Raw genomic sequence first — 21,120 nt, forward strand, 5'->3', positions numbered from 1 at the left:
CATGGTCGCCACCTTGGCTCCACTCGCCCCGCGGGTGCCGGAGGCGATCTCGCTGACCGCGCTGCTCACATTCGGAGGCACGGTACTGCTGCTCACGGTCGGCGCCGCGATCTGTGGGCTGTACCTGCTCACCTGCCGCATCTGGCCGTTCCGCAACTGCCGGCGCTGCAAGGGACTCGGCAGGCTGCACGCCCCCAACCGCAAGGCCTGGCGCGACTGCCCCAAATGCGAAGGAACCGGCCGCCGCCTGCGGATCGGCAGACGCCTGTGGAACCACGCCGAACGCGCCAAACGCAACGCCATCTGACCCATACCCACCACCCGGAAGGACCCGCGACCGTGGCGAAAACCAAGGCACGCAAGAACAAGCTCAGCCCGCGCGAGGAGTACGACGAGGCGCTGGCCGACCTGAACCGCTACGCCGACCACAACGAAACCCGCGACGCCGTCGAGGCCCGCCGCCGGTTCGAGAAGGCCGCCGGCCGCGTCCGGTGGTGGCACCGATGACCACCACCGACCTGATCATCGAGGCCACCCGCGCCCGCGCCAAAGCGCACGCCAAACACGGCGACAACAGCATCGAATCCCTGGCGGCGGACTCGCCGCACTGGCTTCCGGTGCTGGTCGAAGAGGTCGGCGAAGTCGCCAACACCCTCACCTACGACGGACCCGACCTCGAGACCCGCGCCGAACTGATGGACGTGCTCGCCGTCGTCACCGCCTGGATCGACGCGATCGACACCCGCGACCGACTCAACGCCCACCGCATCCAACGCGGCCTTGCCCCCAGCACCACACCCACCGGAAGGAACTGATTGTCATGAGCAACGAAACCATCATCACTATCGTCGGCAACCTGACCGACAACCCCGAACTGCGCTTCACCCCGTCCGGCGCCGCGCTGGCCCGGTTCTCGATCGCCTCGACCCCGCGCCGCTACGACAAGGCCGCGGGCGAATACGTGGACGGAGACACCCTGTTCCTGCGGGCCACCGCGTGGCGGCAGATCGCCGAGAACGTCGCCGAAACCCTCCAGCGTGGCCAGCGGGTAATCGCGATCGGGCGGTTGCGGCAGTCGAACTGGGAGACCCCCGAAGGCGACAAGCGGTCCTCGATCGACCTGGAGGTTGACGAGATCGGCCCGTCACTGACGTTCGCCACCGCCAAAGTCACCAACGCCACCCGCGCGGCCAAGACCAGCGGCAACCCCGATGACCCGTGGGCCAACGCCAACCGCGAACCCACCACCGGCCCGGTCAGCGCCGACCCGTGGACCCGCCAGGGCTCAAACGAACCGCCCTTCTAGCCAGGCAAAGCCCACCAGCCGGGCGGCCGGGGCCGTTGACCAGCGACACCAGCCCGGCCGCTACCAACACCCACCTGCTGGCTCGACAATCTCTGGAGGAACCGTGATCGTGCCCAACACCGTCACCGACCGCCCGAACCCACAAGCCTCAACGCCGCCCGGTCGCGTGGCCGGAACACGCGAAGAGGCAGCGTCGACACCGATCGGACGACGGGATCTGTCAGAACTTGCAGTTGCCAAGTTTCGTGTTGCGACCTATGTGGGTCGCGGGCCCAATGTCGGTTCCCGGTGCCCACGTCTCAGCCGACCAGTTTCCAGGGTCTCCTTCGACCGTCGTCGAGAGGTGGTCAGCCAACTCCTTATCCATCACCACGGCATAGATGCTCCACTTGCTGTCCTTCGAATCCTCCGGATGCAACTCGTCTCCGGCATAGATCAATGCGGCCTGGATGTCGTCGGGGAACTTGCGGAACTCGCGCGTGAAATGGATCCGAGGATCGCCATCCTCCTGGAACGCGACAGCGAGCGCCTTGTCTGCGGGAAGCTGCTTGACCCGGACCTTGACCACTGTGCACAGGTTCTCGACGTCATCCTGTGTCGGATCAACGATGGTGCGGTCCACGCGCAGCGATGGCGTGGGCGAAGGCGTTGCAGTCACGGTGGTAGTCACAGTGCTCACAGCGCCATTGTCCGCGCGGTTGCCGCCGATCCAGACGCCGAGAAAGGTGAAGGCTGCCGCAGCGACGGTACCCAGGGCCGTTATCGCTGCAGCCTTGACCACCGCGTTGTCCGACCTGCGACTGGGTGGCTCAGCGTTGGCCGTCGCGGGCGGATCGGGATCGGGATCGGTCATTGGTACCCCCTGTCCGGAGACTACCGATCCTTCGCCCGATGCGGTACCGGGCGTTTGGATGACGTAGCGGGGCGTTCGCCGCACGCGCTGGAGGGCTCGCGATGAGCCTGACCGACGCGTTGAAGACGGCCCGGCGTGGTTGGCCGGTGTTCCCGCTGTCTGCCGGGGCGAAGGTCCCTGCGATCGAGGCATGGGAGACCGCCGCGACTACCGACGAAGCCCGGCTGACCCGGTGGTGGAACTGGCCCGGCCACGCCCGCCACGGCGTCGCGATCGCCTGCGGACCCGCCCGGCTGGTCGTGATCGACCTAGACCAGCCCAAACCCGGCCGGACCGTCCCGGAGGCGTGGCAGCGGCCCGGGATCACCGATGGCTGCGACGTGTTCGCCGACCTGTGCGCCGACGCCGGGCAGCCGTTCCCGTCCGACACCTACACCGTCCAGACCGGCCGCGGCGGGTTCCACCTGTACTTCACTGCCCCGGACGGAGTGCAGATGCGCAACACCGGCGGCACCCGGGGCCGCGGCCTGGGTTGGCTGGTCGATACCCGCGCCGCCGGAGGGTACGTCGTCGCCGCCGGATCGGTTGTCGCAGGCAACCGTTACACCCTGGTCCACGACGTGCCCCCGGCGCCGCTGCCCGGCTGGCTGACCGAACGCCTCACCGCTCCCGCCGTGGCGCCCGCATCGGCGCAGCCCGTGCGGCTGCACGCCGGCCGCCGATCGGCCTACCTGGCCAAGGCTGTGATCGACGAGTGCCGCCACGTTGTCACCGCCGACGCGGGCGAGCACAACAGCGCGCTGTTCATGGCCGCGCAGAACCTGGGCCGCCTGGTCGCCGGTGGCGCGCTCACTGAAGCCGAGGTGTTCGGCGCGCTGCTGGACGCCGAACGGCGGCTGGCCGCGATGTGTCCCGAGCCGCACTCCGAAACCCAAGCCCACAAGACGATCACGTCCGGCATGCGTGCCGGTGCGAAGCGACCCCGGAAGGTTGCCGCCTGATGACCACGCCAACGTTGACGGCGCTGTCCCTGGGGGCGGGCGTGCAGTCCACGACCCTGCTGTTGCTGGCCGCCGAAGGTGTCCTGCCTCGACCTGATGTGGCGATCTTCGCCGACACCGGATGGGAACCGGCCGCTGTCTACGTGCAGCTGGACAGGCTCGCCGAGATCGCTGCCGCTGCGGGGATCGAGTTGCACCGGGTCAGCAAGGGCAACCTGCGCGACGACGCGACCGACCCCGGTCATCGGTACGCGTCCGTGCCGTACTTCATTCGCAACCCCGATGGGACGAACGGCATCGGCCGGCGCCAGTGCACGAGTGAGTACAAGCTCGCGCCGATCACCCGCAAAGTGCGCGAACTGCTCGGCGCCAAGCCCCCGACGTACCGGCGGGTTCCGACCGGGCGAGTGTGTGAGCAGTGGATCGGATTCTCCACCGACGAGATCGGCCGCGTCTCCGATCGCCAACGAGTCCGGTACCTGACCAACCGGTATCCCCTGCTGGAGTTGGGCATGTCGCGCAAGGACTGCCAGCGGTGGCTGGCCGCACGCGGCTGGGGCGACACGGTCAAGTCCGCGTGCATCGGCTGCCCGTTCCATGGCAACCGGGCCTGGCGCGACCTGCGCGACAACCACCCCGACGAATGGACCGACGCGATCGCGTTCGACGCCGCGATCCGCAACGGAGGCGCCCGCGGCTCGGGTCTGCGCGGCAAGGCATACCTGCACGCCTCTCGAGTGCCGCTCGACCAGGCCCCGATTGACCGGATCACCCGCGTTGAACGTCGGGACGACCAGGTGGACCTGTTCGACCTGCTCGCTGAGGACGGTGACCCGGACGGGTGCAGCCCGTACGGCTGCCGCTCTGGTGTGCCGATGCGGGGGAGCGCTGCTGCCTGATGGCCACAGTGGAGTTCTTCCTGGGTACGCACGAGCCGGGGTGGCTGGCCTGGTCGCCGGTGCCGCTGTTCGTTTCCGACCGGCGCCTGCGCCGGTACCGCAGCCTGCCGCGGGCTACCTGCCGCTGGGCGCTGGACTCCGGCGGGTTCACCGAGCTGGACACCCACGGCAGTTGGGACCACGGACCGACACCGGCCGCGTACGTGGCAGCGGTCCGCCGCTACCGCGATGAGATCGGCCAGCTGGCCTGGGCTGCACCTCAGGACTGGATGTGCGAACCGTGGATCACTACCAAAACCGGCCTGACGATCGCCGAACACCAGCGCCGCACCGTGGACAACTACCTGACCCTGCGCGGGCTGGCGCCTGACCTGCCGTTCGTTCCCGTCGTCCAGGGCTGGCAGGTGGGCGACTACTTGGCCTGCGTCGAGATGTATGCCGCCGCCGGTGTTGACCTGACGGCAGCACCGGTCGTCGGCCTTGGATCAGTCTGCCGGCGCCAGGCCACCGGCGAAGCCGCCGACATCGTGGACGCGCTTCACTCGGTTGGCGTCGGGCACCTGCATGGGTTCGGCATCAAGGTGCTGGGCTTGCGCCGCTACGGCCAGCGCCTGGCCTCCGCTGACTCGATGGCGTGGTCCTTCGCTGCCCGTTACGAACCACCGCTCCCCGGCTGCACGCACCTCGCCTGCGCGAACTGCCCCCGGTTCGCACTCACATGGCGCGACAACGTGGTCGCTTCAATCCCCACCCACGAGCCCTTGTCGCTGTTCGATCGAGAGGCCGCCTAATGACTGCCAACCCGCTCGACCCCGGCGCCTACGGCGACCAGTTGGGCAGCAATGTTCGACCGCTGCACCCGTTCGCCGCCGCCTGGACCGCTGACCGGCTAGTGCACCACGACTTCCCCGAACCGAACTGGGCCATCACCGGCCTGGTCCCGGAAGGACTCTCGGTGCTCGCGGGGGCGCCGAAGGTCGGCAAGTCGTGGCTCGCACTCGGCTGGGCGGTCGCCGTGGCGGGCGGGTACCGCGCACTACACGCAATCGACTGCGCCGCCGGCCCGGTGCTCTACCTCGCACTGGAAGACAACCCCCGCCGCCTGCAAGGCCGCATCCTCAAAGTGCTCGACGGCGCACCCGCTCCGGCCGGGCTGTACCTGCCCACCGCCTGCCCGAACCTGCCCGCCGGGGGAGCGGACATGATCCGTGCCTGGCTCGACACCCACCCCGACGCCCGCATGGTCGTCATCGACGTCTTCGCCAAGGTTCGTGGCCAGGCCGCCGGATCGAACGCCTACAGCGACGACTACCGCGCCGCGGGACTCGCCAAGGCCATCGCCGACGAATACGGCATCGCCGTCGTGCTCGTGCACCACACCCGCAAGATGGCCGCCGACGACTTCCTGGAGGAACTGTCCGGCACCAACGGCATCGCCGGAGCCGCCGACACCATCCACGTCCTCTCGCGCTCGCGCCACGAAGCCGACGCCGTACTCAAAACCACCGGCCGCGACGTGGAAGAAGCCGAACGGGCACTCAAGTTCGACCAGCCCACCGGCACCTGGTCACTGCTCGACGGACCCGTCCTGGAACACACGGTGCACGACACCAGCGCGGTCATCCTGCGCTACGTCCGAGGCCACCAAGGCGCCAGCCCAAAGGAGATCTCCGACGCGACCGGCCTCGACATCGGCAACACCCGCAAGACCTGCGCCCGGATGGAGAACCGCGGGCACCTCGTCCGGGTCGCAGACGGACGGTACGCCGCACCACCAGACGTCAGGACAGGTGACCTGCCGTGAACTGTCCCGGCTGTCCCGGCTGTCCCGGCAACGCCGTGACCTGCACTTTGGCCCCGATCGAGCCGAGACACCCATCCCAGCACCTGTCCCGGCTGTCCCGGCAACCACCGCCACCAACCAGCAAACCACTCGGAGGAACACCGCGATGACCGACCATCCCCCGACCGAGATCGAACGCCTGCTGATCACCACCGACGAAGCCGCACAGCGGCTCAACATCCACCGATCCACGCTCTACGACCTGATCCGCACCAACAAGCTGAAGACCGTCAAGATCGGCGCCCGCCGACTCGTGCGCGTCTCGGCACTCGAAGAAGCCATCACCCTGCTCGAAGAGGAGACCGCAGCATGACGAACGCCCCGCGCAAGAAGCGCACCCGCAGATCAAACGGTCAGGGTTCGGTCTATCAGCGCAGCGAGGACAATCTGTGGGTCGGGGCCGCCTACGTACTGATGCCGGACGGAACACGTCGGCGCAAGGTAGTCACCGGCAAGACCGAAGCCGTGGTGACGACCAAGCTCCGCAACCTCCAGGCCAGGTCTGACCAGGGCATCCCGGCCGAAGCGACCAACTGGACGCTGGAGGCGTTCATGCACCACTGGCTGGAGTACGTCGTCAAGCCGTCGCGGAAGCCGAAGACCCACCAGGGCTACGAGGTGGTGGCCCGGGTCCACATCATCCCGGTGCTGGGCCGTAAGAAGCTGCACAAGCTCAACGGCGCCGACGTGCGTATGTTCATGCAGCGCGTCTCCAACACCTGCCTGTGCTGCCTGCACGGCTACGACGAACGACGCGGCAAGAAGGCTCGCTGCTGCTCGCTCGGTCGCTGCTGCCACAGGACTCCGTCAGACCGCCTGGTGGAGCAGATCCACTCGGTGCTGCGCAATGCCTTGCAGGCCGCGGTACGGGAAGAACTCGTGCAGCGCAACGTCGCCAAGCTCGTCCAGGTGCGTGGGGCCACCTACGAGGTCAACCGGGGCCTCAACGCCGACCAAGCCCGAAAGCTACGAGTGGCAGCCGAAGGCGACCGGCTGAAAGCCCTGTACACATTGGCGCTCTACCTCGGATTGCGCCGTGGTGAACTGCTTGGTCTGCGCTGGGACGACGTTGACCTGGACAACGAGTACCTGGAGATCCGACAGGCCTTGCAGCGGGTGGACGGTGAACTCCGCGCCGTCACGCCAAAGACCCGCCGATCCCGGCGCACCGTTCCACTGATCGCCCGCTGTGTTGACGACCTGCGCGAGCACCGTGAGCGGCAGAACCGCGAACGCAAGTCGGCCGGTGCGACCTGGAAGGACACCGGCTACGTCTTCACAACCGAGATCGGTACGCCGATCGAGCCGGACAACCTGCGACGCAGCTGGTACCCGCTGCGCACCGCCGCCGGCCTCGACGGTGTGCGGCTGCACGACCTGAGGCACAGCTGTGTCACGCTGCTGCTCGGACTCCAGGTCCCGCCGCACATCGTGCAGGCCATCGTCGGGCACGCCAACCTGGACGTAACGATGACGATCTACGCGCATACGTCGCTGGACGACAAGCGCGAGGCGCTGCGCAGGCTCGGAGAACACCTGGATTGACGCGGCTAGGGGAGTGCTTGCCCCGGTGGGCACTCCCTATCCGTTCACGGGGTACACGCCTGTTGCCAGCTTCAGCTTGTTGCGCGCGTCCTCTGGGCTCAGCTCACCAGCCTCGACGGAGCGGTGCATCGCAAAAAGCACTCGGGTATCCAGAACTGTGCCGCCCATGCTTGCGAAGACGGGCACATCAGGCACGCCAGCAAGTGGGGCGTCGCGCAGATCGGGTGGCGTTTGGATGCTGTGATTGACGACGTACCAACGCGCAGCAGGTCGTGGGTTTCCCCGCTCTACGTAGACCTCGACCGCCTTGCCGATCTGGAGCAGATCCGACGACTTGGCGCCCTTCTTGTAACCCTTCACCTCCGCGAGGCAGGTCCAATCGCCGTCGGTGATTCGCAGGTCCTCCTGCTTGAACTGGGCATTTTCGCTCTGCCGATCAGAATCCACGACACTAAATCCAAGGATCGTGAGCGTCGCGATGACGGCTTCGACCAGTTCGTCTCCCTGCGCAGTTAGGAGACGTCTCGGACCCGAGATCGCGGCCGCTTGGGCTACCTCCTGATCTGCTACAGCCTGTTGCATGCGAGCCTCGTGACGACGGCGAAACTCTTCCGCGTCCTTCGTCAGTTGGTCGATCGCGTCGGCCGCGATGATCTCACCATGAGTCATCCACGTCCGCTGCTCGCTCCACGTCCCTGCTGGCGGGAACGCCCCGGCGTCAATCTCTTGCCACCAGCGAACTGCCGCGAGTAACCAACGACAGGCTTCCGCGAGGGCACTATCAGGTAGCCACCAGAGGTATCCCGCCTCCGCCTGACTTCCGCGCCTGACGTAGCCAGCAAGGCTGGCGCCGGCAGCGTCAGTGGCGAACTCGGTGATGGCGCGGCCTTCTGGAGTTGAGGCCGGGGCGCGGTTGGTGTACGACCACTGCAAGACGCGGTAGTCCGACGCTGGTGTGGGCACGACTGTCTGCCTCGTGATCGCCGCTACTCCCAGCTGACTTGCGGCGTCGGCGAGTGCGAAATTGCGAGCGCCAACGCCCGTGGCGGCGCGCAGGATTAGTGACTTTGTTCCGTTGGGGTGCATTAACGCGCCTCGGTCAGCCGAGGGCTGGCCACCAAACTGGAGCACCTGAAGACTGACGTCTAGCGCTGGGGGTTCCCCGACGACAATCGCCGCATCGAACTCGGGCTGATGCAGGTTCAGAGCCTCTTCGTTCGAGACGAACTCAACGACCGGGAAGTGCCTGCGGACGCACTCGGCAAGTTCGCCATCTGGACCAATGCTGATCGCGATTGCCCAGGGCCGATCCCCATAGCGAATTACGTCTCCAGCCAACGAGGCCCCCTGGATCACACCCTCGGACGGTTGCTACAGCTATTGCTGCAGTCGGCGATCGTCTTTCGGGTTGACCGCAACGAATGCGCAGGTGAGAAGGGTGGTCAGGGGCGGTCTCGAACCGCCGACCTTCCGCTTTTCAGGCGGACGCTCTACCAGCTGAGCTACCTGACCGGGGAGAAAGTTCGGCGGCGGTGTGGTGACACCGCCGCCTTCTCCTGCGACCCAGACGGGACTCGAACCCGCGACCTCCGCCGTGACAGGGCGGCACGCTAACCAACTGCGCCACTGGGCCAGATGACTCGACGATCTTACAGCATCTTCGAGGTACTTCTTCCACCGGTCTTTCGACCGTATCCCCAACGGGATTCGAACCCGCGTTACCGCCTTGAAAGGGCAGCGTCCTAGGCCACTAGACGATGGGGACTCGGACCCGCGGGAGCCGAAGCTCCAGGGACAGCCGTAAGCATAGAGGAGACCGCGCCAGCTTCCAAAACGAGATACTGGTGGTGTGATCGAGATGAGTCGGGTCGACTTCGAGGGGCTCGTGGCGCAGGCGCTGGACGAGGTGCCGGAGGAGTTGGCGGCGCTGATCGACAACGTGGCGGTGTTTGTGGAGGACGAGCCGCCGGCGAGCGATCCGGACCTGCTGGGGATCTACGAGGGCATTCCGTTGACCGAGCGCGGGCACGACTACGGCGGCGTACTGCCGGATCGGATCACGATCTATCGGAACCCGACGCTCGCGATCTGCGAGGAGGTCGACGATGTCGTCGATGAGGTGAACATCACGGTGGTGCACGAGATCGCGCACCACTTCGGCATCGACGACGCGCGGTTGCACGAACTCGGATACGGCTGATCCCTAGGCCGATCGCGGCTGCGTGGGGTAGCCTCTGGCGGCCGGTTTCGGGGACCGGATCTCCCTGTCTTTTGAACGATCTAGTGAGGCTCCCGCCGTGAGCGATCAGCAACCGCCTGCCTGGAACCCCGACCACCGCCCGACCGGGCCGTACGGCGCACCGCCGGAACACACCGCCCCACTGCCGCAGTACGGCCAACCGCCGCAGTACGGCGGCCAGCCACCGCAGTACGGGGGCCAGCCACCCCAGTACGGCAACCAGCCGCCCCAGTACGGCGGACCGCAGGGTCCGTACTCAGGTGGCCATCAGCCGCCCGGCAAGCGTTCGAAGGGTCCCTGGCTGCTGGCTGGCGCCGTCGCGGTGGTGGTTGCGCTCATCGGTGGTGCTGTTGTCCTCCTGACGCGCGGTGGCGACGACACCGCCGACGGAGGCGTCCCTGTCGCGACGGCCACGTTCACCGATGAGGTGTCGACCCCCAGCGCGAGCCCGTCCACCGAACCCCCGACCACGGCCCCGTCCGCCACGCCGACCCCGTCGTACACCCCCAAGCCCACGCCCGCCGAGCGGCGCCGGACCCTCAAGGACGTCGACAAGGGCATAGCCGTGTACGACGACGTGTACGTCACCCCGGCGGCGGGCTGGCGTAAGAGCCGCTCGACGACGTACTCCGTCACGCTGGGCGCCACGACTAAAGCCGGCGCCGCCGTTGTCGTGGTCAGCCCGGCCGGTATCTCCCCGCGCACCGCGGTCGTAGCCACCGCGCAGGCGCTGATCAAGGCCGACAAACTGAAGGCCGCCAAGCAAGGTCCGGTACGGACGGTCAGCCCGGCGAACTCGAACATCGGCGCGCAGGCCGAGATGACCTACTCGGGCCGCTATACGGCGCCGAACGGTGCCGTGTTCTCGCTCGTCTCCAGGTGTACGACGATGACCGGCGTCGAGTCGATCCACAACGTGACGGTCACGCTGTGCGTCGCGGCCCGGAAGGACGCGCAGAAGTCGGTCTTCAAGGACGGCGACCGCATGCTCGCCTCCGTCGCGCGTTCGATCTAGAGAGAAAGAGTCTAGGAACGGCCGAAGAGGAGTTTCCACGGCATGAGCGCCGACTCGAGCTGTACCTTCAGCGACATCTTGGAGACGCCTTCGGTGCGTTCCTCGAAGTGGATCGGGACCTCGGCGATCTTCAGGCCGCGTTTGACCGTCCGGTAGTTCATCTCGACCTGGAACGAGTACCCGTTGCTCCCGATCGACGCCACGTCGATCCAGCGCAGGGTGTCGGCCTTCCACGCCTTGAACCCGGCGGTGGCGTCCTTCACGTGCAGCCGAAGGATGGCGTTCACGTAGAAGTTCGCGAACGCGGACAGCGCCCGCCGGTGCCAGCCCCACTCGGCCGCGGCCGAGCCGCCCGGCACGTACCGGGAGCCGATCACGACGCCGGCCTCCGTGGTCCGCAGCGTCTCGACCATGATCGGGACGACCGAGGCCGGGTGCGACAGGTCGGCGTCCATCTGGATGACGATGTCGGCGCCTTCGTCGAGCGCGCGGGTGATCCCGGCGACGTACGCGCGGCCTAGTCCGTCCTTCGCGGTCCGGTGCAGTACGCCGACCTTCTCCGGCGACTCCTTCGCCAGTTCGTCGGCGACGTCGCCCGTACCGTCGGGGGAGTTGTCGTCGACGACGAGAAGCTCCAGGCCGGGCAGGTTCAGGTCGGACAGCAGCCCGGCCAGCACGGGCAGGTTGTCCCGCTCGTTGTAGGTCGGTACGACGACCACGATCTTGGCTAGCTCACCCATGACTTTCCTTCGTCGGAGACACCGAAAGCTACCGTATCCGCCGACCACGGTGATCCAAGAGGGCGTCTCTCAGAGCTCGGCGAGGGCCTCTTCGGCCGTGCCGTAGATGCGGAACTGGCCGCCGAGGCCGGTGACGCTGAGCGGGCGGTCGACCGGGCGGCCGACGCCGACCAGGGCGAGGGTGATGTTGTGCCGTCCGGCCAGGTTGCGCGCCTCGACCAGGTTGCCGAGACCCGCGGAACTGCAGAACGTGACGGCGGAGAGGTCGATCAGCACCAGCCGTGCCGGTGGCGCGACCGCGGCGTGGATCGACTCGGCGGCGAATTCGGTGCTCGCGATGTCGATCTCGCCGGACATCCGGACCAGCAGGACGCCGGGTGCCAGTTCTTCGGTCACGGCGGCGAAGGTGGTGCGGATCATTTCGCCGTCCCGAGGCTCTGCTGGGTGGCTGGTCACGCGGGTTGTCTCCCCGGGGTAGCGCCACGAACGCGGGTCCTGGCGGATCTGGAACTGCCCTGTGCTCACACCGTATGCCCCAACGCGCAAGCCGTACAACGGGTCTGCCGAGTATGGCCCCGGAGCGTGACCTGCGGGCTGTAAGCGCTGTCAGAGTAAAACAAACGACGGACCTAGCGGGGTGGTAGACAAGGCGGTATGGGCGTTCTCGACGGTAAGACAGCGCTGGTCACTGGCGGCTCGCGGGGGATCGGAGCGGCGATCGTACGGCGGTTGGCCGCGGACGGCGCCGTGGTGACTTTCACGTATGCGAGCAGTGAAGCGGCCGCGGCAGAGGTGGTCGCGGAGGTGAAGGCGGCCGGCGGCGAGGCGATCGCCGTACAGGCGGATCAGTCGGACCTGTCCGCGATCGACGGACTGTTCGATCGCGCGGCCGAGCCGACCGGGACGCTCGACATCTTCGTCTGCAACGCGGCGCAGGCGATGGTGAAGCCGATCGCCGACGTCACCGTCGAGGACTACGACCAACTGTTCGCGACCAACGTCAAAGGTCCGTATTTCGCCATCCAGCGCGCCGGCCGCGTCCTCCCTGACGGCGGCCGGATCGTTGCGCTGTCCACCCTGAACACCGTGATGCCGGGACCCGGGATCTCGCTGTACGCCGCGAGCAAGGCAGCGCTCGAACAGTTCGTGAAGATCGCCGCCCGCGAGTACGGCCCGCGGGCGATCACCGTCAACACTGTGTCGCCGGGCGCGACCGACACCGACATGTTCCACGACCACAATCCGCCCGCGGTCCAGGACGCACTGGTCGGCATCACCGCGCTCGGCCGGATGGGCGAGCCCGCCGAGGTCGCGGACGTGGTCGCGTTCCTCGCCGGTCCCGACTCCCGGTGGATGACCGGGCAGAACCTCCGTGCGACCGGAGGGATGCTGGTCTGACGACAAACGACCTGATCGCCGACGTCGACGCGGCCGCGGATCCCGCGGTGGCGGAGGTACTCGCGCGCTACTTCAAGCTCGGGCCCGGAGAGTACGGTCACGGCGACCAGATGATCGGCGTGAAGCTCTCGACGATCCGCGGCATCCTCAAGCCGTACCTGCGTGCCGACCTCCCGCTGCCCGAACTGGAGCAGGCCCTGACCAGTCCGGTGCACGAGCATCGGCTCGCGATCCTTTGCCTGCTGGCCGATCGCGCGTCGCGCAGTCTCAAGCCGCGTACGGCGAAACCGCAGGAGCTCACCGCGATCTACGAGCTGTACTCCCGCAGTACGGCGTACATCAACAACTGGGATCTGGTGGACTGCAGCGCTCCCCAGGTCGTCGGCGGGTACCTGCTCGACAAGCCCCGCGATCCCCTCTACGTGCTGATCCGCTCGAGCGTGCTCTGGGAACGCCGGATCGCGCTGGTCGCGACGCAGTACCTGATCGGCCAGGGGCAGACCGCGGACACGTACAAGCTGGCCGCCGAGGTCCTCGACGATCCGGAAGACCTTGTCCACAAGGCCTCCGGGTGGATGCTGCGCGAAGCCGGCAAGCGGGTGTCCGAGGACGAGCTGCGCGCCTTCCTCGACGAGTACGCGACTCGCATGCCGCGAACCATGCTCCGCTACTCCATCGAGCGCCTGGACCCGGCCAGCCGCGCGCACTACCTCAAAAGATAAGTCGACAAATCAGTTCGGCGTGCGGCTGTCGGCGTACGGCGGGGCCTCGAGTGCGCAATGTGTGTGGTGGTGCACGAGGTGGTGCTTGTGCGGTACGCCGCGATCGCCGAGGGTCACCCACGCGATCACGCCGCCGGCTGCCGCGAGGACGGCGGAGATCCACAACGCGTGCCCGAACCCGTTGTGGAAGGCAACGGGATCGCGGTACGCGTCGCCGGTGATGCCGGCCGCCATCGGGATCGCCGCGACCGCCATCAGTTGCGCCGACCGGGCGATCGCGTTGTTCACCCCGGACGCGATCCCCGCGTGGTGGTCCTCGACCGACGACAGCACGGTCGCGGTCAGCGGCGCCACGGTCGCGACCAGACCGAGCCCGAGCAAAACGACGGCGGGCAGTACGGCGCTGTAGTAGCTCGTGTCGGTGTTGATCCGCAGCATCAACAAGAACCCACCGGCCATCAGCGCCGGCCCGACGGTCATCGGGATACGTGGGCCGATCCGGTCCGCCAAGCCACCGGCGTACCCGGACAGGCCGAGCATCAGCACGGTCATCGGGAGCAAGGCCGCGCCGGCCCAGAGCGCTGAGTAGTGCAGGGCGGTCTGCAGGTAGACGACGACGAGGAAGGTCGCCGTACCGAGGGCGCCGTACACGACGACGGTGACCAGGTTCGCGCCGGTGAAGCGGCGGTTGGCGAAGATGTTCAACGGCAGCATCGGGTGCGAGCCGCGCCGTTCCGCCTCGATGAACCCGACGAAGGCGACGACGCCGATCGCCAGGCTGGTCAGCACCATCGCGTCGCCGAAACCGTGGTCGCCCGCACTGATCAGGCCGTACGTGATGCCGGCGAGTCCGACGGTCGCGAGGATCGCGCCGTTGAGGTCGAGCTTGCCGCCGGCCTCCTCGTCGCGGGTCTCCGGTACGTGCCGGAGCGTGACCAGAACGGTGACCAGAGCGAGCGGCACGTTCAGCAGGAAGATCAGCTGCCACGATCCGCTGTCGACCAGACTGCCGCCGACGAACGGGCCGACGGCCGCGGCCACCGAGGTGAGGCCGGACCAGGTGCCGACCGCCTTACCGCGATCGGAATGCTGGAACGTCGTCTGCAGGATGGCCAGGCTGCCCGGCGTCAGCAGCGCACCGCCGATGCCTTGCAGGACGCGGCCCGCGATCATCACCTCGAGATTCGGCGCGATCGCGCAGACGACGGAGGCCGCGGCGAACCAGATCACCCCGACGACGAACATCCGTCGCCGTCCGAGCCGGTCGCCGAGCGAACCGCTGAGCAGCACCAGCGACGCCAGCATCAGCATGTAGCCGTTCACGATCCACTGCAGGCCGGCCATGTCGGCGTTCAGGTCCTCGCCCATCGCCGGCAGCGCGACGTTGACGACGGTCCCGTCCAGGAACGCCATGCCTGACCCCAGCGCGGTGGCCGCCAGCACCCACCGGCCTCGCGCCGTGCCCAGCGCGATCCGCCCTCCACTCAACGACTCAGAACTCATGGGGTCAGCGTGGCAGATTCAGCTGCAGTACGACGAGGGCCTTGCTGGCCGGGATGTCGGGCTGGATCGTGAGGTTCGGCGGATCGCCGACCGCGCACCGGGTCTCGGTCATCAACGGGCAGACCGCGTTCAGTAATCCGCTGGTGACCGCCACATCGGTCGGCAGTGTGCCGTCGGCGCCCGCGGTCAGGGGCCGGATGGCGGCGCCGGCCCGGGTCGACGGCGACGGCAACGGCTGGGCGCGCACCGTCGAGCCGGACAGCCGGTAGGTCAGCTGGATCCTGGTGGCCGGGACGGTCAACGGAATGTAGTCGGCCGCGGTCATGGTGGTGTTGTCGAGTGGCACGGACTGGTCGTCGGCGAGCAGTTTCAGATTTGTCACGCGGGGCGTCGTCCGGGCCATCATTCCGGGCAGGTGCTCACCGGACGCGGGCAGCTGCACCGGCAGGATGTCAGTGGCCTCGGGCAACATCACGTTCTCGGTGATGTCGAACGAACCGTCCGCCCGCGGAACCGCGGTGAGTTTGATCCCCGGCTTGGTCTGGCTGGTGCCCGGCGTGGTCGTCGGCTCCGGGGTGGCTGCCGAGGACGGCACAGAGCTTCCGAGCCCCGGACTCGGTGCCGCCGGTCCACCGGATCCGGCTGTGCAGGCGACGCTCGCGCTGTACCCCAGCAACAGCGCGAACGCCGCCAGGTATCGGGTCCTGGTACGCCGCGACTCCGCCACCTCCGCCCCCCAAAAACGGACCTGACCGCAAAGAAGATTCACCACCCCTGGCGATCAGGTCGAACTTGCGCATACGATACGCCCGAATTCATGGGGTCGGGCGTTTGTTTCACAATTTTCCGGTGAACTCCGAGGGGGAGAAAAATGCGGAGACGGAGCGTGTCCGGGCAATCCCGGGCGGTGCACGAAAAGGTTACGAGAATTCACAGTCCGGTAATTCGAAGAGTACTTCCGCTGCTGCTCGCGGTGATGATCGCGGCTGCTCCGGCATTACTCACGGTGCCCGCAAAGGCGGCCGCGGGGGCCAACCTGTACTTCGTCCAGGGCTTGCCCGGACGCAGCCTCGACATCAGCGTCGACGGGCGTCAGGTTGCCAGCGGGGTTGCCGGTGGGAAGCTCGTCGGGCCGTTCGGGGTCGCATCCGGCAAGCGGATGATCACTGCGCGGCAGGGCGGCAAGGTCGTGATCCAGCGTGAGGTGTCGGCGGGTTCCGGCGCGAGTCTGGACGTCGTCATTCATCAGCCGGTGTCGCCGACCGGGGCGCCGCTGATCACGACGTACGCGAACAAGTTGACCGCGGTGCCGAAGGACAAAGCCGGATTGCGGGTCGCACACGACGCGGCCGTCGGTCCCGCTGACATCCGGGTGAACGGAAAGGTGCTTTTCCAGAACGTCGCGAACGGCGAATCCCTGGACGTGGTCGTTCCGGCGGGCACGTACAAGGTCGACATCGTGCCGACCGGTGCGACGTCGCCGGTCGTTCTCGGCCCGCTGGATCTGCCGGTGCAGGCGGGGTACCTGACCCGCGTGTTCGCGATCGGCGCGCCGACGCAGAAGACGATGACCGTCGCACTCGGCACGATCAAGGTGCCGGCCACCGGGTCGGCCAAGCCGGGTGTGGTGGACACCGGAACCGGGGGACAGGCGGCGGGGCTCGACCAGGCGCAGAGCCCCGCCGGCCAGTCCGGACTCTGGATCGTGGTGCTCATCGCCGCGCTCGGGGTGGCGGTCGTCACGGGCCGGAAGGTGGTCCGTCGCTGAACCGGCGACTTGCGGGTACGGCGCTGTGCTGTCTCGCCTTGGCCGGTTGCACGGCCGAGGCGGACGGCGCAGCGCCCGTACCCACGTCCACAGTCAGTTTCAAGCACGGCAGTACGCCGTCAGTCTCGGAGCCGACCGCTCCGAAGTCCGCACCGCCGGGACGCGTCGGTACGCCGGCGCCGAGCCAACGCATCCGTTTCGTCCCGGAACGGGTCGTGCTGCCCGGGGGAGCCAGCGCATCGGTGCTTCCGGCAACTACCGTCTCCGGTCAGCTCCAGGTGCCGGCCAAGGCGCAGCATGTCGGCTGGTGGGACGGGGGTGCCCAGGCCGGTGATCCGTTCGGCTCGGTGGTGCTCGCCGGACACGTCGACACCAAGACCGAGGGGCTCGGGTTCTTCGCCCGGTTGCTCGACGTACGGCGCGGTGAGGTCGTCGTACTGAACGGGTCCGGGCATACGGCGTCGTACCGGGTCGTCTCGGTCGTGTCGGTGCGGAAGGACGCGCTCGCGACGAAGAGCGGCGCGTTCGACCAGACCACCGACCACCGTCTGGTGCTGATCACCTGTACGGGCGCCTACGACGCATCGAACGGCGGCTACGAGGACAACCTGGTGGTGACCGCACTGCCCACCGGGCTGGCCAAGTAGGCTCGGCGGTCATGGCCAGGTATTTCGACATCCATCCCGAGAACCCTCAGCGGCGGTCGATCGGGCAGGTGGTGGACCTGTTGCGTGAGGACGGGCTGATCGCGTACCCGACCGACTCCTGCTACGCGCTCGGCTGCCAGCTGGGCAACCGGGAAGGAATCGACCGGATCCGCACGATCCGGCACCTGGACGACCGGCACCACTTCACGCTGGTGTGCGAGAACTTCTCGCAGCTCGGTCAGTTCGTGCACATCAGCAACGCGGTCTTCCGCTCGATCAAGGCGGCCACGCCGGGGAGCTACACGTTCATTCTGCCGGCCACCAAGGAAGTGCCGCGGCGGCTGCTGCATCCGAAGAAGAAGACCGTCGGCGTACGCATCCCGGACCACGTCGTCACCCAGGCGCTGGTCGCCGAGCTGGGCGAGCCGCTGGTCTCCAGCACGCTCCTGCTCCCCGGCCACGAGGAGCCGATGACGCAGGGCTGGGAGATCAAGGAAGAGCTCGACAACCAGATCGACGCGGTCATCGAGGGCGAGGCCGGCACGGACCCGACCACCGTCATCGACTTCTCCGAGGACGTCCCCGAGGTCGTCCGCGTCGGCTCCGGAGACCCGACCCCGTTCGAATGATCTACCAGCGGTCCCAGTGCAGGACCTGCTCACGCGGGACCCGCTTGGCCGGCCGGAAGTCGGTCCCGATCGTGAACGCCAGCGGAATGAACGCCGCCAGCATCACCTTGTCGTAGGGCACGCGGAGGACTCCGGCGAGCTCACGTTCGAGCGGGCCCTGGGCGGTGGTCCAGACCGTGCCGAGGCCGCGTTCGCGGGCCGCGAGCATGAAGCTCCACACGGCCGGCAGGATCGAACCCCAGGTCCCGGCCTGCTCGGTCGTCGAGGCCCGGTCGGTCCGTCCTTCGACGGCCGGGATCACGAACGCAGGCACCCGATGGATGTTGTCGGCCAGGTAGCGCAGGCTGTCGAAGACCCGCTCGGTCGAGCGTGCGTGATGGTTCATCCGCCGTACGTCGTCTGTGCTCAGCGGCTGCCCAGGTGCCTGTGCGAGGGCCCGTCGGAAGATGTCCGCGACGGCCCGCCGCTGCGCGTCCTCGGTGACGACAAGGAAGTGCCAGCGCTGCCGATTCCGCCCGGTCGGCGCCTGCGTGGCGAGGTCGATGCACTCTTCGATCAGCGTGCGTGGGACCGGTCGATCGAAGTCGAGCCGTTTCCGGACAGCGCGCGTCGTGGACAGCACTTCGCCGGCCGACAGGTTCAGGGCCATCGCCGAATCCCTCCGCTAGTAGATAGTCTGCTTCAGAACTATCTCACACTCTTGTCCTGAGGTACCAAATGACCAATGGTGGCGGGTAAGCGTTAGTTAGTTACCTCATCCGCCCCGGAGGGACTCATGCGACGTGTTCTGCTTGTTGTGGCCGTGGTGCTTGTCACGGCGCTGATGCCGGCGTCTGCGCAGGCCTACGCCAACGCCTTCTTTCCGACGCAGAGCAGCGGCAACCGTGGTGCCGACGTACAGGCGATCCAGTTCCTGCTGCAGCACGCCGCACAGTCCGTTGACGCGGACGGGGTGTTCGGCGCGACCACGGTCACCGCTGTGAAGGCGTTTCAGACCGCCAAGGGTCTGGGGGTCGACGGGATCGTCGGACCACAGACGTGGGGAGCGTTGGCGCCCACCATCCGTTCCGGCGACAGCAACGCCGCAGTGAAGGCGCTGCAGGTCGAGTTGAACGCCAAACGCCGCCTCAGCCTCCCGGTCGACGGTGTCTTCAGTACGGCGGTCCGCGACGCGGTCGCGTCCTTCCAGTCGCATGCGGGCATCGGCGCGGACGGCGTCGTCGGTCCGATCACCTGGCGCAACCTGGCCTGGCACTACGACTACCCGGACTTCAGCGCGAACCTGTGCGACCAGGACCCGGACGGCAACGGTACGGCGGCCAACTGGGCGGCTGCTGCGCCTGTGGCGCAGCTGGAAGCCGCAGCCCGCTCCTTCGCGTCCACCGGCCAGGGCAAGGTCCCGTACGGCGATGCGGGGTTCGAGCACGGTGGTGACATCCCGGGCCATGGCAGCCACGAGAACGGGATGGACATCGACATCTGGCCGATCCGTACCGACAGCGCCCAGTGCACCGCGGGACGGATCACCTGGGAGTCCTCGACGTACGACCGGGCAGCTACCCGTCAGCTCATCCAGGCCGTTCGCGCTGCGGTGCCGGGGCACGTGAAGTACATCTGGTTCAACGACCCGACCCTGATCAGCGAGGGCCTGACCCAGAACTGGCCGGCCCACGACAACCACCTGCACGTCCGGTACTGCGAGAAGGTCCACCCGAACAGCACCTACGTCTGCTGACACACTGTCGGCGTGACTTACACCCTCGACCTGAACCCCGATGAGCTGCTGACAACGACCCGTACCGTCCGCAAGCGGCTCGACCTCGAGCGGCCGGTGCCGATGGAGCTGATCCGGGAGTGCATCGAGATCGCGTTGCAGGGCCCGTCGGGGAGCAATCGGCAGACGTGGCACTGGCTGGTGATCACGGACGCTTCGAAGCGCGCTGCGGTGGGTGAGTACTACCGGCGCGCTGTCGAGTCGTACCTGGCCGGCCCGGGTGCGGCGGGGAAGCTCCACGCCGACGATCCCGAGCGCGGGCCGGTGCAGCGCCGAGTGGGTGACAGCGTGGCCTACCTGGGTGAGCGGATGGGTCAGGTCCCGGTGCTGGTCATCCCCTGTCTGCAGGCGCGAAACCTGCCGGCCGGGAACCAGTCCGGCCTGTGGGGCTCGATCCTGCCGTCGGCGTGGAGTTACATGCTCGCGGCGCGTGCACGCGGCCTCGGTACGGCGTGGACCACGCTGCACCTCAGCTACGAGCAGGAGGTGTCCGAGCTGCTCGGTCTGCCCGAGGACATCCGCCAGACGGTGCTGATCCCGACGGCGTACTCGATCGGCACGAACTTCAAGCCGGCGCCGCGACAGCCGCTGGACGACGTACTGCACGTCGACGGCTGGTGATCAGGAGGCGGCCATCTCCTCGATGGTGAGGCCGCTCAGGACCGAGCGGGGCTCCGTGATGGTCAGGTCCCGGGCCGGATCGGCGTCCGGGTCCTTCACCTTGACCAGCAGCCAGTCGCCACCGGTCCGGGTGAAAGCCCAGGCCCCGTTCAGCTTCACGCCGTGCAGTTGCACCTTCAAGTGCCCGCGCTCGATCGCCTCGGCCGGGTCGACCAGCTGCCGCCGGTCGTCGCGGGTGAGGTTCGTGTAGACGCCGGCGTCCCAGACGATCACCGCGCCGCTGCCGTACTGCGCGTCGCGGTGCACCCCCTCGTACGACGCGTACTCGAGATCGTGGTCCGTGGTGAACACCGCGAGCCGTTTCACGATCGGATCCAGCGACGGCCCGCGCGGCACGGCCCAAGACTTCAGCACCCCGTCCACCTCCAGCCGAACGTCGTAATGCAACCGCCGGGCGTCGTGGAGCTGCACGACGAAAATCGGCTTGGACAACTGGGCTCCTGATGAATTCGAGTTACCGCTAACGGTCTGTCATGTTGCGGCTGTACGCTTGCGACTGGTCGGGAAACCGGCCCACCAACTTCCTCCATCATCCGCCCCTGTCCCTAAGCAGGTGC

27 protein-coding genes and 3 tRNA genes are annotated in these 21,120 nt (G+C 67.6%); 19 read left to right on the top strand and 11 right to left on the bottom strand.

Features of this window, described 5'->3' with window-relative positions; genetic code table 11:
* Nucleotide 1: 1 nt before the first annotated feature.
* From OHB24_RS14680 to OHB24_RS14695, 4 genes are read left to right on the top strand one after another with little or no spacing between them, the layout of a single operon-like run.
* Nucleotides 2–307 (top strand): hypothetical protein, encoded by a 306-nt coding sequence (locus OHB24_RS14680; protein WP_327639561.1) that lies wholly within the window; start codon nt 2–4, stop codon nt 305–307.
* 32 nt (nt 308–339) lie between these two features.
* A complete protein-coding gene (locus OHB24_RS14685) occupies nt 340–507 on the top strand; it encodes a hypothetical protein (protein WP_327639562.1) in 168 nt (55 codons plus the stop codon).
* Nucleotides 504–815: a hypothetical protein gene (locus OHB24_RS14690; RefSeq protein WP_327639563.1), complete on the top strand. Its 312-nt coding sequence runs from the start codon at nt 504–506 to the stop codon at nt 813–815. Before OHB24_RS14685 ends, OHB24_RS14690 begins: the two co-directional genes overlap by 4 nt.
* A 5-nt stretch (nt 816–820) precedes the next feature.
* Entirely contained in the window at nt 821–1,306 is a 486-nt protein-coding gene (locus tag OHB24_RS14695) for a single-stranded DNA-binding protein (RefSeq protein ID WP_327639564.1), read from the top strand.
* Nucleotides 1,307–1,526: 220 nt separating this feature from the next.
* Here the strand turns inward: OHB24_RS14695 and OHB24_RS14700 are convergent, their stop codons facing one another.
* Entirely contained in the window at nt 1,527–2,159 is a 633-nt protein-coding gene (locus OHB24_RS14700) for a hypothetical protein (RefSeq protein ID WP_327639565.1), read from the bottom strand.
* A gap of 101 nt (nt 2,160–2,260) precedes the next feature.
* Here OHB24_RS14700 and OHB24_RS14705 point away from each other — a divergent pair, with 101 nt between their 5' ends.
* The 6 genes from OHB24_RS14705 to OHB24_RS14730 all read left to right on the top strand — a co-directional run bounded on the left by OHB24_RS14705 (nt 2,261) and on the right by OHB24_RS14730 (nt 7,447).
* On the top strand, nt 2,261–3,160 hold the full coding sequence (locus OHB24_RS14705) for a bifunctional DNA primase/polymerase (RefSeq protein ID WP_327639566.1): 900 nt from the start codon (nt 2,261–2,263) through the stop codon (nt 3,158–3,160).
* The gene (locus OHB24_RS14710) at nt 3,160–4,059 is read left to right on the top strand and encodes a hypothetical protein (protein WP_327639567.1); all 900 of its coding nucleotides are present in this window, start codon (nt 3,160–3,162) and stop codon (nt 4,057–4,059) included. The genes OHB24_RS14705 and OHB24_RS14710 overlap by 1 nt, the downstream gene beginning before the upstream one ends.
* On the top strand, nt 4,059–4,850 hold the full coding sequence (locus tag OHB24_RS14715) for a deazapurine DNA modification protein DpdA family protein (RefSeq protein ID WP_327639568.1): 792 nt from the start codon (nt 4,059–4,061) through the stop codon (nt 4,848–4,850). Before OHB24_RS14710 ends, OHB24_RS14715 begins: the two co-directional genes overlap by 1 nt.
* Nucleotides 4,850–5,863, top strand: coding sequence for an AAA family ATPase (locus OHB24_RS14720; protein ID WP_327639569.1), 1,014 nt, complete (start codon nt 4,850–4,852; stop codon nt 5,861–5,863). Before OHB24_RS14715 ends, OHB24_RS14720 begins: the two co-directional genes overlap by 1 nt.
* Nucleotides 5,864–6,008: 145 nt before the next feature.
* Complete coding sequence (locus tag OHB24_RS14725; RefSeq protein WP_327639570.1) at nt 6,009–6,215, top strand: helix-turn-helix domain-containing protein; 207 nt, start codon at nt 6,009–6,011, stop codon at nt 6,213–6,215.
* Nucleotides 6,212–7,447, top strand: a complete 1,236-nt coding sequence (locus tag OHB24_RS14730; protein ID WP_327639571.1) for a site-specific integrase — start codon at nt 6,212–6,214, stop codon at nt 7,445–7,447. Before OHB24_RS14725 ends, OHB24_RS14730 begins: the two co-directional genes overlap by 4 nt.
* Nucleotides 7,448–7,483: 36 nt before the next feature.
* On the opposite strand, the gene OHB24_RS14735 is transcribed toward OHB24_RS14730, so the two are convergent.
* The 4 genes from OHB24_RS14735 to OHB24_RS14750 form a co-directional block, all read right to left on the bottom strand.
* The gene (locus OHB24_RS14735) at nt 7,484–8,803 is read right to left on the bottom strand and encodes a hypothetical protein (protein ID WP_327639572.1); all 1,320 of its coding nucleotides are present in this window, start codon (nt 8,801–8,803) and stop codon (nt 7,484–7,486) included.
* 83 nt (nt 8,804–8,886) lie between these two features.
* Nucleotides 8,887–8,959 (bottom strand) — tRNA-Phe (locus OHB24_RS14740).
* 47 nt (nt 8,960–9,006) lie between these two features.
* Nucleotides 9,007–9,080 (bottom strand) — tRNA-Asp (locus OHB24_RS14745).
* A 59-nt stretch (nt 9,081–9,139) separates the two neighbouring features.
* A tRNA-Glu gene (locus OHB24_RS14750) sits at nt 9,140–9,212 on the bottom strand.
* Between the two features lie 84 nt (nt 9,213–9,296).
* On the opposite strand from OHB24_RS14750, the gene OHB24_RS14755 reads away from it, so the two are divergent.
* Together OHB24_RS14755 and OHB24_RS14760 are read left to right on the top strand one after the other, a co-directional pair.
* Complete coding sequence (locus OHB24_RS14755) at nt 9,297–9,647, top strand: metallopeptidase family protein (RefSeq protein WP_442913972.1); 351 nt, start codon at nt 9,297–9,299, stop codon at nt 9,645–9,647.
* A 97-nt stretch (nt 9,648–9,744) separates the two neighbouring features.
* Complete coding sequence (locus tag OHB24_RS14760; RefSeq protein WP_327639573.1) at nt 9,745–10,701, top strand: hypothetical protein; 957 nt, start codon at nt 9,745–9,747, stop codon at nt 10,699–10,701.
* An 11-nt stretch (nt 10,702–10,712) separates the two neighbouring features.
* Here OHB24_RS14760 and OHB24_RS14765 read toward each other — a convergent pair whose 3' ends face one another.
* Both OHB24_RS14765 and OHB24_RS14770 read right to left on the bottom strand, forming a co-directional pair.
* On the bottom strand, nt 10,713–11,441 hold the full coding sequence (locus OHB24_RS14765; protein WP_327639574.1) for a polyprenol monophosphomannose synthase: 729 nt from the start codon (nt 11,439–11,441) through the stop codon (nt 10,713–10,715).
* 69 nt (nt 11,442–11,510) lie between these two features.
* Nucleotides 11,511–11,861, bottom strand: a complete 351-nt coding sequence (locus OHB24_RS14770) for an STAS domain-containing protein (RefSeq protein WP_327639575.1) — start codon at nt 11,859–11,861, stop codon at nt 11,511–11,513.
* Nucleotides 11,862–12,095: 234 nt separating this feature from the next.
* Between OHB24_RS14770 and OHB24_RS14775 the strand changes: the two genes are divergently transcribed.
* Nucleotides 12,096–12,839, top strand: a complete 744-nt coding sequence (locus tag OHB24_RS14775) for an SDR family oxidoreductase (RefSeq protein ID WP_327639576.1) — start codon at nt 12,096–12,098, stop codon at nt 12,837–12,839.
* On the top strand, nt 12,791–13,561 hold the full coding sequence (locus tag OHB24_RS14780) for a DNA alkylation repair protein (RefSeq protein WP_327639577.1): 771 nt from the start codon (nt 12,791–12,793) through the stop codon (nt 13,559–13,561). Before OHB24_RS14775 ends, OHB24_RS14780 begins: the two co-directional genes overlap by 49 nt.
* A gap of 9 nt (nt 13,562–13,570) precedes the next feature.
* On the opposite strand, the gene OHB24_RS14785 is transcribed toward OHB24_RS14780, so the two are convergent.
* A complete protein-coding gene (locus tag OHB24_RS14785; RefSeq protein ID WP_327639578.1) occupies nt 13,571–15,064 on the bottom strand; it encodes an MFS transporter in 1,494 nt (497 codons plus the stop codon).
* Nucleotides 15,065–15,068: 4 nt separating this feature from the next.
* Complete coding sequence (locus OHB24_RS14790; RefSeq protein WP_327639579.1) at nt 15,069–15,791, bottom strand: hypothetical protein; 723 nt, start codon at nt 15,789–15,791, stop codon at nt 15,069–15,071.
* 249 nt (nt 15,792–16,040) lie between these two features.
* Between OHB24_RS14790 and OHB24_RS14795 the strand changes: the two genes are divergently transcribed.
* The 3 genes from OHB24_RS14795 to OHB24_RS14805 are packed head-to-tail and all read left to right on the top strand — an operon-like array spanning nt 16,041 to nt 18,108.
* Entirely contained in the window at nt 16,041–16,832 is a 792-nt protein-coding gene (locus tag OHB24_RS14795) for a DUF4397 domain-containing protein (RefSeq protein ID WP_327639580.1), read from the top strand.
* Between the two features lie 38 nt (nt 16,833–16,870).
* A complete protein-coding gene (locus OHB24_RS14800) occupies nt 16,871–17,479 on the top strand; it encodes a class F sortase (RefSeq protein WP_327639581.1) in 609 nt (202 codons plus the stop codon).
* 11 nt (nt 17,480–17,490) lie between these two features.
* Nucleotides 17,491–18,108, top strand: a complete 618-nt coding sequence (locus OHB24_RS14805) for an L-threonylcarbamoyladenylate synthase (RefSeq protein ID WP_327639582.1) — start codon at nt 17,491–17,493, stop codon at nt 18,106–18,108.
* 1 nt (nt 18,109) lies between these two features.
* Here the strand turns inward: OHB24_RS14805 and OHB24_RS14810 are convergent, their stop codons facing one another.
* The gene (locus tag OHB24_RS14810) at nt 18,110–18,757 is read right to left on the bottom strand and encodes a nitroreductase family protein (protein ID WP_327639583.1); all 648 of its coding nucleotides are present in this window, start codon (nt 18,755–18,757) and stop codon (nt 18,110–18,112) included.
* A gap of 126 nt (nt 18,758–18,883) precedes the next feature.
* Between OHB24_RS14810 and OHB24_RS14815 the strand changes: the two genes are divergently transcribed.
* Both OHB24_RS14815 and OHB24_RS14820 read left to right on the top strand, forming a co-directional pair.
* Nucleotides 18,884–19,843, top strand: a complete 960-nt coding sequence (locus OHB24_RS14815) for a penicillin-insensitive murein endopeptidase (protein ID WP_327639584.1) — start codon at nt 18,884–18,886, stop codon at nt 19,841–19,843.
* A 12-nt stretch (nt 19,844–19,855) separates the two neighbouring features.
* Nucleotides 19,856–20,503 carry a nitroreductase family protein gene (locus tag OHB24_RS14820; protein ID WP_327639585.1) on the top strand — a complete coding sequence of 216 codons (648 nt, stop codon included), beginning with the start codon at nt 19,856–19,858 and terminating at the stop codon, nt 20,501–20,503.
* Here OHB24_RS14820 and OHB24_RS14825 read toward each other — a convergent pair whose 3' ends face one another.
* Complete coding sequence (locus OHB24_RS14825) at nt 20,504–20,995, bottom strand: DNA polymerase ligase N-terminal domain-containing protein (RefSeq protein ID WP_327639586.1); 492 nt, start codon at nt 20,993–20,995, stop codon at nt 20,504–20,506.
* Between the last annotated feature and the right edge of the window lie 125 nt (nt 20,996–21,120).

This window comes from Kribbella sp. NBC_00482, assembly GCF_036013725.1.
Taxonomy (GTDB): domain Bacteria; phylum Actinomycetota; class Actinomycetes; order Propionibacteriales; family Kribbellaceae; genus Kribbella.